The sequence below is a fragment of the Zestomonas carbonaria genome (genome assembly GCF_904061905.1).
GTDB lineage: Bacteria > Pseudomonadota > Gammaproteobacteria > Pseudomonadales > Pseudomonadaceae > Aquipseudomonas > Aquipseudomonas carbonaria.
Genome location: NZ_CAJFCI010000059.1, coordinates 16105 through 28635, shown reverse-complemented (window position 1 = coordinate 28635; position 12531 = coordinate 16105). Strand labels below are relative to the sequence as shown.

Genomic DNA, 12531 nt, shown 5'->3' with positions numbered 1-12531 from the left:
TTATTGATCGAATGGCGACTATTGTGCCCCAAAACGTCGTTATTACCCCATAGAGGGATAGAACGTTCGTCGACTGGACGGCCCGGCCGACGCCGGGCCTCCGGGAGCTGCTCAGTACACCGAGAATTGCTGGAAGTACTTGCGTTCGATGCGCTTGTAGGTGCCGTTGTCGAGAATCGCGGTCAGCGCCTCGTTCAGGCGGTCCTTCAGGGCGGTGTCATCCTTGCGCACGGCGATGCCTTCGCCACGCCCCAGGTACTTGGGCGCCACGATCTTGCCGCCGACCCGCTCGAAGCCCGCGCCACGCGGTGTGTTGAGGAAGCCCATGTAGCCGGACACCGCATCGTCGAACACCATGTCCACCTGGCCGGCGGACAGCGCGTCATAGGCCAGGGTGGCGCTGTCGAAACGCTCGATCTGCGCGTACGTGCCGTAGCGCTCGGTGAGCAGGCTGTCGAAGGTGGTGTCGCGCTGCACGCCGATGCGCTTGCCGGCCAGCCGGCGCGGCGTGATGATCACTTCGTGCACCAGCCCTTCCCTGGCGAAGAAGAAGGCCGGGGTCTGGGTGTACTTCTCGGTGAAGTCCACCTGTTTCAGGCGCTCCTCGGTGATCGACATCGAAGCCACGATCATGTCGGCCCGCTTCTGGTCGAGCGCCGGGATCAGGTCGTCCCACTCGAAGCGCACCAGCTCGCACTCGGCCTCCATCTGCTCGCACAACGCATTGGCGATGTCGACATTGAAGCCTTTCAGCTTGCCGTCCTCGCCGATTTCCTCGAACGGAGGATAGGCTCCTTCCATGGCTACCCTGAGCACCTCCGCCCGCAGCGGCGACGCCACCAGCAGTCCCAGGATCAACACTCCGATCCACCACCTGCCCATACCTGCTCCTCATTGTCGTTGATCATGACGGCGGCCCCTCCGGCCGGCGTCCAAGCTTCCCCGCAGCGGGAACCTTTGTCCAGAGCCGGAAAGCCAGGAGGCAGGGTCATGCAAGGTCGAGGCCAGGAGTCGATCGTCAGGCGGGAGCGCTGTCGGACATGCGGACCGTCCCGTCGTCCTCCGCCGGGGCCAGCACGATACGGTTGCGGCCGAGGCGCTTGGCCTCGTACAGCGCGTGGTCGGCTGCCCGCAGCCATGCGGTGGCGTCGGCCAGGCGCGGATCGAACCCCGCCACGCCGATGCTCAGGCTGACCCGCAGGTCGGGCGCCTCGGCGAAACGCAGCCCGGCCACCTCGCCGCGCAGGCGTTCGAGAATCTCCTGAGCCAGCGCCGGGTCGGCATGGGGCAGGACGATGCAGAACTCGTCGCCGCCGTAGCGCCCGGCCAGGTCCTCGCTGCGCAGGCTCTGGCGAATGCGCTCGCCCACCGTGCGCAGTACGCTGTCGCCGGTGACGTGGCCGTGCTGGTCGTTGGTCGCCTTGAAGTTGTCGACGTCGATCAACGCCAGGCTGGCCATCTGGCGGGCCTGCCGGCAATGGTCGAACTCGATCTGCAGGCAGTCCTTCCAGTAACCGCGGTTGAACAGCCGGGTCAGGCTGTCGGTGCGGCTCAACTCGCGCAGCGCCTTCTTGTGCTTGCCGAGCTGGATGGCCAGCCGGTAGAGCACCAGGCCGATGGTCAGCGGATGTACCACCAGCATGGGGATGCAGGCGTAGACATGCTGCTGGGTGGTCTGCGGGGAAAACCCGAAACCGAACAGCAGCACCGACAACCCCATGCCAACCAATTGCAGCAGGAAGCCCAGGCCGACGAAACGCGCGCCGCCGGTCGCGGTGTTGTTCATCGCCAGCATGGACAGCAGCATCACCGTCGGCAGCACGTTGAACTGGATGGTGGCGATCCAGAAGCCGCCCATCAGCGAATCGAGCAGCACATGGCGCTGCTCGGCGGCGTAAGGCGCGGCGGAACGGATGGCGATGCGATAGGCGACCAGCGGCCAGACGTAGCAGTACAGCGCCAGCAGCCCCCACAGCCACAATGGCTCGGCCCGCCCCCAGAGCACTCCGGCCACCGCGAAGAACCCCACGGCCAGCCCGATGGCCCGAGGCAGGAAGGCCCGGCGGACGAAAGACAGCCCCGGCTTGGCCGAATTTCTCGATCGGCGTTCGTTCATTAGCCCCTGCCCCATCCCATAGGGTCTGTTGAGGTTTCGTCGCGGCCGTGACGAAACGTCAACGGTCCCTGGGTTCGGTACGAAAAGTCGCCGAGAGAAGACACTTTTCGTACCGAACCGAACAATGCGCCTGACTATAGCCTAGGGCCAGCACAACCGGCAGGTCATCGCCATCCATGGCGACGAAGCGGGTTTCCCCGTCGTCCGGGCGAACACGGCATCCCAACGAAGCGGCGTCCGGTATATCCTTCGCGCCTTTGCCGCTCCCGGGAATGCCAGCCATGAAAGAACAACTCGCCGAACTGATCGAAAAAATCTCCTCTGGCTGCCTGGGCGCCGAGGAAATCGCCTCGATCGCCGACGAAGCCGCCCAGGCCTATGCCGACCCGGAGGCCTTCCTGCAGGCCAACCCGGACATCAACTACGACGACGATTTCCCCATCCCGCTCGGCGAATGGGTCGTGGTCGGCAGCCTGCCGGACATCGTGCTGTTCCAGGCCGACGACCATGAACAATTGTTCGCGCAGATCCTCGCCTCGTTCGGCAAGGCAGTCCGCTTCGTCCTCAAGCCCAAGGACCTGCGCAAGGCCGACCCGCTGACCGCGCTCAAGCGCATCCAGACCCAGTTGAGCAGCCTCTACCCGGAAAAGGGCGGCTACGTACTGGTCGACTTCAGCGAGCCGCTGGACGACGAACTGCAGGCCGTGCTGGTCTACACCAGCGACCTCGAGCGGGTCATGGCGCTGTGCGTGGAAGTCGGCATCTACGCCGCGCCGGCCTACGCAAGCCTGCTCGCCGAGCAGGAACAGTCCGACCAATAAGGCGCGAGTTGCGGGCCGGCCGTCTCCCCGCGCAGACTCGCCGGCTATCGCCACCGGAGTTTCCATCATGCTCGGCATCCACGACCTCGCCCTTTTCGTCGTATCCGGCCTCCTGCTCAACCTGGCGCCCGGACCGGACTCGCTGCTGGTGATGACGCGCAGCGCCACCCAGGGCTGGCGCGCCGGCTCCAGCGCGGCGCTGGGCATCGCCGGCGGGACCTGCGTGCACATTCTCGCCGCCGCGCTCGGCCTGTCGGCGCTGCTCGCCACCTCGGCGACCGCCTTCACCGTGGTCAAGCTGGTCGGCGCCGCCTACCTGCTGTACCTGGGGATGAGCCTGCTGCTGAAGAAGCCGGCACAGGCCACGCCCTTGGCAGCACCGGACACGGCGGCGACATGCGACTATCGCCGCGTGTTCCTGCAAGGCTTCCTGACCAACGCGCTGAACCCGAAGGTCGCGCTGTTCTTCCTCGCCTTCGTGCCGCAGTTCATCGCCCCGGACGCCGCCGACAAGACCCTGGCGTTCCTGCTGCTCGGCAGCATCTTCAACATCAACAGCCTGCTCTGGTGCCTGCTGCTGGCCTTCACCATCGCGTTCGCCCGCGACCGCCTGCGCCCCGGCCCGACCATCGGCTGCTGGCTGAACCGCGCCATCGGCGGGCTGTTCGTCGCCCTCGGCATCAAGCTGGCGCTCGCCCAACGGAGCTGAATCATGGCCCTGCACACCTGGTTGCTGTACCTCGTCGCCGTCATCGGCCTGTCGCTGACGCCCGGCCCCAACGGCCTGCTCGCCCTCACCCACGGCGCGCTCTACGGCCACCGCCGCACGCTGTGGACCATCACCGGCGGGATCGGCGGCTTCGTGGTGCTGATGGCGCTGTCGATGTTCGGCATCGGCGCCCTGCTCCAGGCCTCGGCCCACGCCCTGGTCATCCTCAAGTGGGTTGGCGGCGCCTACCTGATCTGGCTCGGCATCCAGCTCTGGCGCGCCCCGGCCCTGCACCTGACAGCGCCCGAACACGCACCGCCCCGGCCTGGCCGCGTGCTGCTGCGCCAGGGCTTCTTCTCGGCCGTCTCCAATCCCAAGGTGATCCTCTTCTACGGCGCCTTCCTGCCGCAGTTCCTCGACCCGGCGCGCAACCTCTGGCTGCAGTTCGCGATCATGGCGGCGACCTTCGCCATCACCGAGGGCTTCACCGAATACCTGCTGGCCCGCCTCGCCCACCGCGTCCGCCCCTGGCTGGAACGCGCCGGCAAGGGCTTCAACCGCTGCTGCGGCGGACTGTTCGGGCTGATGGGCGCAGCGCTGCCGCTGACTCGCTGAGAGGGAACATCCCCGCTGGCGCGGGGAACACGACATGTTCCGCCGCGCGCTCGGCGTGGCGCCCTCCGCCTACCTGGCCAGCGGCGCCGATTGACCGATCCGCGGAAGTCCTTGTCCGACTCGCCCGCCCGAGTGCTCCTAGACTGATTGACGATCGCCGCGTGCGATCCGATTTCCCCTCCCGCCCGCAGCCGGCGGCCTGAACCCGAGAGATGACCCACCATGCACGCCTTGCAATTCAACGCCGCCGGCGACCTCTCCTCCCTGCGCCACCTCGAACTGCCGACGCCCGTGCCGGCCGCCGACGAGGTGCTGGTGGAGGTCCGCGCCGCCGGCCTCAACCCCAGCGACGTGAAGAACGTCCTCGGCCGCTTCCCCTACACCACCCTGCCACGCGTGCCCGGCCGCGACTTCGCCGGCGTGGTCGTGCAGGGCCCAGCCGAGTTGGTCGGCCAGGAAGTCTGGGGCACCGGCAACCAGATCGGTTTCAGCCGCGACGGCAGCCACGCCAGCCACATCTGCCTGCCGGCCAGCGGCGTGGCGCGCAAGCCGGCGTCGCTGAGCTTCGTCCAGGCGGCCAGTTGCGGGGTGCCCTACACCACCGCCTGGGACGCCCTGGAGCGAACCCGGGTGCAGACCGGTACCCGCCTGCTGGTGATCGGCGCCGGCGCGGTCGCCGCCGCAGCGGTGAACCTGGCCCGGGCACTCGGCGCCGAAGTGTTGATCGCGGCACGCCGCCTGGAGCCGCTGGGCGGCTTCGAAGAGGACGGCATTCCCACCCTGCTGCTCGGCGACCCGGCCAACCTGCCCGGCCAGGTGGAGGTCAATTTCCCCGGCGGCGCCGAAGTGATCCTCGACACCACCGGCTTCTGGCTGCCCGCCGCCGTGCCGGCCCTGGCCACCTTCGGGCGCATCGCGATCATCGCCGCGCCGGTGGACGGCCTCGTGCAACTGCCGGCCCTGAACCTCTATCGCCGTGGCGGCGTGCTGGTCGGCATCAACTCGCTGCTGTACAGCACCGCCGAGTGCGCCGCCATGCTCGACGGATTCGGGCACCTGTTCGACGAAGGCAAGCTGCCGCTGCCGGGCGACCTGCGCTCGGTGCCACTGAGCGATGGCCCGGCCTGCTATCGGGCGGTGAACGATGGGAGTACCGAGAAGTTCATCCTCTGCCCCTAGGGCCTGCTGCGCGTCGGCTAAACGGCATTGAAACGACCAGCGGGAGTAACAGCCGAAGGGCGAGCGAAGCTAGTCAAATGACCTCGAAATGCTCATTTACAACAGCAAACTCCGCCCCTTCGGTCATTTTCGGCGCCGTTTATCCCTAGCTCGCAAGATCATGAACAGGCGCCAAGAACGCGAATGAGGCGCAGGACAACAGCGCAAGGAGGATATGTTTTAAGCTTCCAACCCTGAACGCCCGTCCAAAGGCTCGCCCACCCTATGCGTCTTCTGGCCATCGCCCTGCTCGTGAGTGCTGCCGTCGTGGCGGAAGAGCGCCCGCTACGTTTCTCGGTCAGCGAAAGCTGGGTGATGCCGATGATGAACATCGAGAACGGGCAGGCCACCGGCGGCATCCTCTACGACCTGCAGACACGCCTGGCCGAAAAGGTCGGCCGGCGTGCCGAGCAACTGGTCATGCCGCGCCTGCGCGTGCAGCAGATGCTGGCACGCGGCGAGATCGACGTGCGCTGCTACGTCAATCCCGCCTGGCTCACCGAGTCCCATCACCAGTACATCTGGAGCGTGCCGTTCCTGGTCCAGCGCGACTGGCTGGTCGGCCGCCACGCCGTTCCCCTGCAACTGGAGCAACTGCATGGCGAGACGATCGGCACCGTGCTCGGCTTCACCTATCCGCGCCTGGAGCCGCTGTTCGCCAGCGGCCAGTTGCTCCGCGACGACGCCCGTACCCAGGCGCTCGCCCTGCTCAAGCTGGACGCCGAGCGCTACCGCTATGCGATCAGCAACGAACTCTCGCTGGCCTGGTTCAACCGCCACCAGCCCGCCAACCGCCAGCTCCAGCCCTTGAGCCAGCTCTCCGCCGACCTGGTGGCCTGCATCGTCCGCGACGAACCGGACGTGCCGACCATGCAACTGCTGCGCGCCCTGGTGCGGATGAAAGAGGATGGCGAGATCGAGGAAATTCTCTCCCGCTATCGCTGAAGCTTCCTCCAAGGCGCCATCTTTCATTCAGATGAAGGAAGAAATACCTCCGCAGGCTCCCTAGCCTATGCCCGGCCGTGATGCCCGACACATCGCGGCCCACGACACGACAAGCACCTTGCGTGCAGGCGGGCCCACGGACGGGCCGATACGACAGGATGCGCCCGCCACGCCGCCAGCATTGGGGAGCAATACATGAAACGCACGAAACTGGGCCTCACACTCGCCCTGACTCTTGGCCTGCACGGCTGCACGACGATGGAGATGCTCGGCGAGGCCGGCGATAGCATGGGCAATGGCGACATCGTCGCCGGCACCTTCATGGGAACATTCGCCCTGCTGTTCGGACCGATCATCGACATCTTCACCCTTGGCGGGGCGCTGGACTCCCCCTCGGACTACCATGCCGTCGCCCAGACCGCCGCCAGCGTAAGCCAGGCCAGCGGCAGCCCCGACGCCTACCAGTACCAGATGCTGGCCAATGCGTTGCAGCCGTCCTCAGACAGCAGTCCCGACATGTCGGCCACCATCGCGTTGCTCGCGCAGCAGCAACAAGCCCACCAGATGAACACGACACCAGTCAGCAGCGGCCTGAAACGAGGACAGATCGCGACCGACTGCCTGAAGCGACTGGAATCCAGCGATGGCCACTACCAGAAGATCCTGTTGAAAAACGTCTGTAGCCAGACCGTCAACACCGCCTACTGCTACACCGGCACTTCCGGGGGCTACGCGTGCGATGGCAAGGAGTCGGTCGGCGCGATCCAGCAGCCGCCAGGCCATGAACTCCTCGTTCTCCATGAAAACCTTCAGGGGGCTGTCCACGTCGCCTACGGCGCATGCCTCGCACCGGCATATCCAACGGATGTGCGACGCATCAATCCCATTCAGTTCCGCTGCGTCATCGACGACACCCCTGTGCAACAGGGCGTTCGCTGACACCCTGGCCCCCACATCGTGGGGGCCTCTCGCATCACGAATGAGCTACAGCTCCACCTCTCCCCCCGCCAGCGTGCACAGCTCTATGAAGTCGAGAATCTCCGTCTCGCGCCCTTCCGTCCGCAACAGCCCCTGCTTCTGCATGCGGGTGAAGCTGCGCGACACCGTTTCCACCGCCAGGCCGAGGTAGTCGGCGATCTCGATCCTCGACATGCTCAGGCGGAAGCGCACGGCGGAGTAGCCCCGATCGCGGAAGTGCGCGGAGATGTTGAGCAGGAAGGCGGCGATCCGCGAATCGGCATGCAGGCGCGACAGCAGCAGCTTCACCTGCTGGTCCTCGCGGATCTTGCGGCTCATGAGCTGCATCAACTGGTGGGTGAAACCGGGAATCTCCGCGGTCAGGCGCTCCAGTTGATCGAAGGGGAGCTGGCTGCACAGGGTCCTTTCCAGCGCCACGGCGGAAACCGGGAAACGCCCTTCGTCGAGGCCGGAAAAACCGAAAAGCTCGCCGGGGAGATAGAAGGCGGTGATGCTCTCCATCCCCTGGTCGTTGCTGGTGACCGTCTTCACCGAACCGGAGCGCACCAGGTACAGGCTGTCGAACGGGTCGCCCTGGCGAAACAGGTAGCTGCCCTTGCCGAACAACTGCCCCGGCTTGATCACGGCCTCCAGTTCGAGCAACTGGTCGTCGCTGATCGAGGGTGGAGCGAGACGGCAATTGCGGCAATAGGGTTGCGGCTTGATCGACTGGTCCATCGGTTCCCCACCTGGGCCTGGCCCGCGCTATTCCCGCGCGGCACGCCTAAACCATAGCAACAGAGATCGACGATCGCTCAAGGCTCGTCCGGGCGGATGGCGAAACCGCCCTGGTTCTCGCTGACGATGCGGAAGCGATGGTTCTCCCCCGCCGCCACCTGCACCGCCAGCTCGCGCCACAGGAAACCCTTGCCGCACAGGGTTTCGTCCTGCTTGTCGGCGGAGATACCCAGCACCCGCGCACCCGGCGGGACATGGAAGGTCGCCACCTCGCCCACGCCGATCCGCGCGGCCACCTCGCGGTCGACCAGCACGGCCACGTAGCAACCGCCGCCGAGGAACCCGATATCGCGGTTCACCACGATCCGCCCGCGCCCCTCCTCGACCTGCTGGTAGGCCAGAAGGCGGTCGTCCGGCACCGCCTTCACCTGGCCGGGATCGGCCCGGTAGGACGAACAACCGGCCAGCAACAACAACGGCAGCAGCGCAAGAATCGATCGCATACGGGCCCTCCTTGGGCAGATGGTCGGCTTGAGTATCGAAGAGGCTTCCGCGTCCCTCAAGGCGTGCTCCATCCTACGCACTCTTCCGGACTCCCGCGTGCGCGGGAGTGACGGCGCCGGACACCCGACCGCCATCCCCGCGAAGGAGCGGAATGGCAGGAGATCACGGAGTCCGGCAGTAGCACGGATGCTCCCCTCGGGAGAGGGGCCGGGGGTGAGGGGCCGAGGTTCAGGCACGAAGCATCCCCCAGGCCCGGATGCCAGCCCCTAACGCCGCCGTAACGGCTCGAGCAGGGCGTTCAGGCCGTTATGGTCGATCTCGTGCATCAACGCCAGCAACCGGCCGAGCTCGCCCTTGGGGAAACCTTCGCGGGCGAACCAGGCCAGGTAGTGGCCGGGCAGGTCGGCGATCACCCGGCCCTTGTACTTGCCGAACGGCATGGTGCGGGTGATCAGCAGTTGCAGGTCTTCGGGGTTCACGTCCAGCTCGCCGGTGACAGGAAAAACCACATGGTGCCACAGGGCAACGGCTGACAGGCCGTTGAAAAAACGTAGGCGAGGCCGCCGAGGCTGTTTTTAACGACGCCTCGGCAACGCAGGTAGTTTTTCAACAGTCTGTCAACGCCGTGCCCCGCGCAACTCCTCCACCTGCGCCTGCAGCGTTTGCGGGCTGGCCAGCTCCGGCGCCAGCGGCGCACCGGCCACCAGGGTGATGCGCGACCACAGGCGCCTGAAGAAACCCTTGGCCGGGTCGCGGCTGAAGAAGCTGCCCCACAGCCCCTGCAGCGCCATGGGGATCACCGGCACCGGGTTCTCCTCGAGGATGCGCGCCACGCCGCCCTTGAACTGGTCGATCTCGCCGTCGCCGGTCAGCTTGCCCTCGGGGAAGATGCACACCAGCTCGCCGTTGCGCAGGTACTCGCCGATCTTCTTGAATGCCGCGTCGTAGACCAGCAGGTCCTCGTTGCGCCCGGCGATGGGCACGGCGCCGGCGGTGCGGAACACGAAATTGAGCACCGGCAGGTCATAGATCCGGTAGTACATGACGAAACGCACCGGCCGGCGCACCGCGCCACCGATCAGCAGCGCGTCGACGAAGGACACGTGGTTGCACACCAGCAGCGCCGCGCCCTCGTCGGGGATGCGCTCCAGCCCGCGATGCTCGACCCGGTACATGGAATGGCCGAGCAGCCAGACCAGGAAGCGCATGGTGAACTCGGGAACGATCTTGAAGATGTAGCTGTTCACCGCGACGTTCATCAGCGACACCACCAGGAACAACTGCGGAATGCTCAACCCGGCGATGCTGAGCAACAGGATCGAGACGATCGCCGAGATCACCATGAACAGCGCGTTGAGGATGTTGTTGGCGGCAATCACCCGCGCCCGCTGGTCTTCGGCGGTGCGCGCCTGGATCAGTGCGTACAGCGGCACGATGTAGAAACCGCCGAACACGCCGATGCCGAGGATCGAGCCGAGCACCCACCAGGCCTGGCCGTGGCCGAGCAGCGCCAGCCAGTCGTGCGGCGCGGCCGCCTGCGGAAAGCCGCCGGAGCACCACCAGAGCAGCAGGCCGAAGACGGTCAGGCCGATGGAGCCGAACGGCACCAGGCCGATCTCCACCTTGTGCCCGGACAGCCGCTCGCAGAGCATCGAACCCAGCGCGATGCCCACCGAGAACACGGTGAGGATCAGCGTCACCACGGTTTCGTCGCCGTGCAGCCACTCCTTGGCGTAGGCCGGGATCTGCGTCAAGTAGACGGCGCCGAGGAACCAGAACCACGAGTTGCCGACCAGCGAGCGCGACACCGCCGGACGCTGGCCAAGGCCCAGGCGCAGGGTCACCCAGGTCTGGCGGAAGATGTTCCAGTCCAGCTTCAGCCCCGGTAGCGCCGCGCCAGCGTGGGGGATGAAGCGGCTGGCGAGGTAACCGCAACAGGCCACCAGCACCACCGCGCCGCCCACCAGCGGCGCATAGGCCTCGCTGGACAGCATGATCCCGGCGCCGATGGTGCCGGCGAGAATGGCCAGGAAGGTGCCCATCTCCACCAGCGCGTTGCCGCCGATCAGCTCGTTCTCGCGCAGCGCCACCGGCAGGATCGAGTACTTCACCGGGCCGAACAGCGCCGAGTGCGTCCCCATGCCGAACAGGGCCAGGAACATCAGCGGCAGGTTGTTCAGCAGGAAGCCCGCCGCGCCGACCAGCATGATGACGATCTCGGCCATCTTGATCGCGCGGATCAGCGCATGCTTGGAGAACTTCTCGCCGAACTGGCCGCCAAGTGCCGAGAACAGGAAGAACGGCAGGATGAACAGCAACGCACAGAGGTTGACCAGCACCGAACGGTCACCGGACACGTTGAGCTTGAAGAGGATGGCGAGAATCAGCGCCTGCTTGAAGACGTTGTCGTTGAACGCGCCGAGCAACTGGGTGACGAAGAACGGCAGGAAACGCCGGGTGCCCAGCAAGGCGAACTGCGAATGTTGGCTCATGATCCCTTGTACCTGTGTGAGGCCCTTCTGGCCGTCCGTTATTGGATGACACGAAAGGGGTCGCAAGCCACAGTGCAGGTCGCAATTCGGTGGTTTATTGGGTCCCCGCGTTCGCGGGGATGACGTGGGACGAAACCCCAACGCCAAACCGTCATTCCAGCGAACGCGGGAATCCAATAAGTAGCCTGGATGAAATCCGGGGAAGCCCTCCCGGATTACATCCGGGCTACGCGTAGGATGGGTCGAGGAGCGCAGCGACGATACCCATCGAGCCGATGCCGATGGGTATCGCTTCGCTCGCCCCTCCTACAAAGGCAACTGCCCCAGCGCCCAGCGCAGCAGGAAGAAGATCGACAGCCCTCCCAGGATGGTCGCCAGCAGGTGGCGAGACAGCGCGGCGATCAGGATGGTCGCCAGGCCGGCCAGCAGGTAGGCGTTGTCCAGGGCCAGCGCCAGATGGCGGCCGTCGGGCATCAGCATGCCGGGGACCACGATGGCGGTGAGCACGGCAGTCGGCACGTAGTGCAGGCCCTGGCGCACCAGCGGCGGGAAGCGCAGGTCGGGCCAGGCGAACAGGCTGTAGCGGATCGCGAAGGTGATCACCGCCATGCCGAGAATCAGCAGCCAGGTCTGCATCAGACGCCCTCCTCTTCCAGCTTCCAGGATTCGCGGCGCTCCAGGGCGATGCCCACGGCGATCCCGGACAATGCCGCGACCATCAGCCCCAGCTTGTACGGCAGATCGTTGCAGAGCAGCGCGGCCGCGCCGGCCACCAGCGCCGCCGACACCTGCGGGCGGTTCTTGAGCATCGGAACCACGATGCCGATGAAGGTGGCGAGCATGGCGAAGTCCAGCCCCCAGGCCGCCAGGTTGGGCACCGCCTGGCCGAACAGCACGCCGGCCAGGGTGCAGAGTTGCCAGTTGAGGTACATGGTCAGCGCCGCGCCCAGGTAGTACCAGTGCTTGTGCGGCGAGGCGTCGCGCTCGGCGTAGCGGTGCTGGACCACGGCGAAAGCCTCGTCGGTCAGCCAGAACGCCAGCGGCATGCGCCAGCGCTTGGGCAGGTGGCGCACGAAAGGTTGCAGGGTGGCGCTGTACAGGGCATGGCGCAGGTTGACCACGAACGTGGTGAGCAACACCACCGCCATGCCGGCACCGCCGCCGATCAGGCTGATGGCGATGAACTGAGCTGAGCCAGCGAACACCAGCAGCGACATGCCCATCGCCTGCCAGATGGACAGGCCATAGCTGGCCGCCAGGCTGCCGAAGATGATGCCGAAGGGAATCGCCCCGACCACCAGGGGAACGATGTCGCGGGCGCCTTGCAGGAATTCGTGTCGACGGGTCATGCAACCTCCTTGATCGGGGGAGGTTAGTGCCGGGGGGGAAGGGTTGTATTGAACGATCTTGCGGTGT

At 66.1% G+C, this 12531-nt stretch carries 14 protein-coding genes; 6 read left to right on the top strand and 8 right to left on the bottom strand.

Annotated elements, in window-relative coordinates; genetic code table 11:
• Positions 1-111 precede the first annotated feature (111 nt).
• Positions 112-882 (bottom strand): transporter substrate-binding domain-containing protein, encoded by a 771-nt coding sequence (locus tag PSEWESI4_RS15025; RefSeq protein ID WP_187672024.1) that lies wholly within the window; start codon positions 880-882, stop codon positions 112-114.
• A gap of 136 nt (positions 883-1018) precedes the next feature.
• Positions 1019-2116, bottom strand: a complete 1098-nt coding sequence (locus tag PSEWESI4_RS15020) for a diguanylate cyclase (RefSeq protein ID WP_187672023.1) — start codon at positions 2114-2116, stop codon at positions 1019-1021.
• 281 nt (positions 2117-2397) lie between these two features.
• Between PSEWESI4_RS15020 and PSEWESI4_RS15015 the strand changes: the two genes are divergently transcribed.
• From PSEWESI4_RS15015 to PSEWESI4_RS14990, 6 genes are all read left to right on the top strand, one after another.
• Positions 2398-2937 (top strand): hypothetical protein, encoded by a 540-nt coding sequence (locus PSEWESI4_RS15015; protein WP_187672022.1) that lies wholly within the window; start codon positions 2398-2400, stop codon positions 2935-2937.
• A 67-nt stretch (positions 2938-3004) separates the two neighbouring features.
• Positions 3005-3646 carry a LysE family translocator gene (locus tag PSEWESI4_RS15010; RefSeq protein WP_187672021.1) on the top strand — a complete coding sequence of 214 codons (642 nt, stop codon included), beginning with the start codon at positions 3005-3007 and terminating at the stop codon, positions 3644-3646.
• A 3-nt stretch (positions 3647-3649) separates the two neighbouring features.
• A complete protein-coding gene (locus PSEWESI4_RS15005) occupies positions 3650-4261 on the top strand; it encodes a LysE family translocator (RefSeq protein ID WP_187672020.1) in 612 nt (203 codons plus the stop codon).
• Positions 4262-4483: 222 nt separating this feature from the next.
• Positions 4484-5440: a quinone oxidoreductase family protein gene (locus PSEWESI4_RS15000; RefSeq protein WP_187672019.1), complete on the top strand. Its 957-nt coding sequence runs from the start codon at positions 4484-4486 to the stop codon at positions 5438-5440.
• Positions 5441-5704: 264 nt separating this feature from the next.
• Positions 5705-6424 (top strand): substrate-binding periplasmic protein, encoded by a 720-nt coding sequence (locus PSEWESI4_RS14995; protein ID WP_187672018.1) that lies wholly within the window; start codon positions 5705-5707, stop codon positions 6422-6424.
• A 195-nt stretch (positions 6425-6619) separates the two neighbouring features.
• The gene (locus tag PSEWESI4_RS14990) at positions 6620-7363 is read left to right on the top strand and encodes a hypothetical protein (protein ID WP_187672017.1); all 744 of its coding nucleotides are present in this window, start codon (positions 6620-6622) and stop codon (positions 7361-7363) included.
• Between the two features lie 45 nt (positions 7364-7408).
• On the opposite strand, the gene PSEWESI4_RS14985 is transcribed toward PSEWESI4_RS14990, so the two are convergent.
• The 6 genes from PSEWESI4_RS14985 to PSEWESI4_RS14960 all read right to left on the bottom strand — a co-directional run bounded on the left by PSEWESI4_RS14985 (position 7409) and on the right by PSEWESI4_RS14960 (position 12464).
• Positions 7409-8119 (bottom strand): cyclic nucleotide-binding domain-containing protein, encoded by a 711-nt coding sequence (locus tag PSEWESI4_RS14985; RefSeq protein WP_187672016.1) that lies wholly within the window; start codon positions 8117-8119, stop codon positions 7409-7411.
• Positions 8120-8196: 77 nt separating this feature from the next.
• Positions 8197-8622: a 3-isopropylmalate dehydratase gene (locus tag PSEWESI4_RS14980; protein WP_187672015.1), complete on the bottom strand. Its 426-nt coding sequence runs from the start codon at positions 8620-8622 to the stop codon at positions 8197-8199.
• 267 nt (positions 8623-8889) lie between these two features.
• Entirely contained in the window at positions 8890-9102 is a 213-nt protein-coding gene (locus tag PSEWESI4_RS14975; protein WP_187672014.1) for a DUF3820 family protein, read from the bottom strand.
• A gap of 138 nt (positions 9103-9240) precedes the next feature.
• The gene (locus tag PSEWESI4_RS14970) at positions 9241-11115 is read right to left on the bottom strand and encodes a 1-acyl-sn-glycerol-3-phosphate acyltransferase (protein WP_187672013.1); all 1875 of its coding nucleotides are present in this window, start codon (positions 11113-11115) and stop codon (positions 9241-9243) included.
• Positions 11116-11421: 306 nt separating this feature from the next.
• The gene (locus PSEWESI4_RS14965; RefSeq protein WP_187672012.1) at positions 11422-11751 is read right to left on the bottom strand and encodes an AzlD domain-containing protein; all 330 of its coding nucleotides are present in this window, start codon (positions 11749-11751) and stop codon (positions 11422-11424) included.
• Positions 11751-12464 carry an AzlC family ABC transporter permease gene (locus tag PSEWESI4_RS14960; RefSeq protein WP_187672011.1) on the bottom strand — a complete coding sequence of 238 codons (714 nt, stop codon included), beginning with the start codon at positions 12462-12464 and terminating at the stop codon, positions 11751-11753. The genes PSEWESI4_RS14965 and PSEWESI4_RS14960 overlap by 1 nt, the downstream gene beginning before the upstream one ends.
• Positions 12465-12531 lie beyond the last annotated feature (67 nt).

Bases quoted from the DNA above. Each gene is read 5' to 3' on its own strand.
- PSEWESI4_RS15010 (WP_187672021.1), top strand. From the start codon at position 3,005: ATGCTCGGCATCCACGACCTCGCCCTTTTCGTCGTATCCGGCCTCCTG.
- PSEWESI4_RS15015 (WP_187672022.1), top strand. From the start codon at position 2,398: ATGAAAGAACAACTCGCCGAACTGATCGAAAAAATCTCCTCTGGCTGC.
- PSEWESI4_RS15000 (WP_187672019.1), top strand. From the start codon at position 4,484: ATGCACGCCTTGCAATTCAACGCCGCCGGCGACCTCTCCTCCCTGCGC.
- PSEWESI4_RS14985 (WP_187672016.1), bottom strand. From the start codon at position 8,119: ATGGACCAGTCGATCAAGCCGCAACCCTATTGCCGCAATTGCCGTCTC.
- PSEWESI4_RS15025 (WP_187672024.1), bottom strand. From the start codon at position 882: ATGGGCAGGTGGTGGATCGGAGTGTTGATCCTGGGACTGCTGGTGGCG.
- PSEWESI4_RS14995 (WP_187672018.1), top strand. From the start codon at position 5,705: ATGCGTCTTCTGGCCATCGCCCTGCTCGTGAGTGCTGCCGTCGTGGCG.
- PSEWESI4_RS15020 (WP_187672023.1), bottom strand. From the start codon at position 2,116: ATGAACGAACGCCGATCGAGAAATTCGGCCAAGCCGGGGCTGTCTTTC.
- PSEWESI4_RS15005 (WP_187672020.1), top strand. From the start codon at position 3,650: ATGGCCCTGCACACCTGGTTGCTGTACCTCGTCGCCGTCATCGGCCTG.
- PSEWESI4_RS14965 (WP_187672012.1), bottom strand. From the start codon at position 11,751: ATGCAGACCTGGCTGCTGATTCTCGGCATGGCGGTGATCACCTTCGCG.
- PSEWESI4_RS14980 (WP_187672015.1), bottom strand. From the start codon at position 8,622: ATGCGATCGATTCTTGCGCTGCTGCCGTTGTTGTTGCTGGCCGGTTGT.
- PSEWESI4_RS14960 (WP_187672011.1), bottom strand. From the start codon at position 12,464: ATGACCCGTCGACACGAATTCCTGCAAGGCGCCCGCGACATCGTTCCC.
- PSEWESI4_RS14990 (WP_187672017.1), top strand. From the start codon at position 6,620: ATGAAACGCACGAAACTGGGCCTCACACTCGCCCTGACTCTTGGCCTG.
- PSEWESI4_RS14970 (WP_187672013.1), bottom strand. From the start codon at position 11,115: ATGAGCCAACATTCGCAGTTCGCCTTGCTGGGCACCCGGCGTTTCCTG.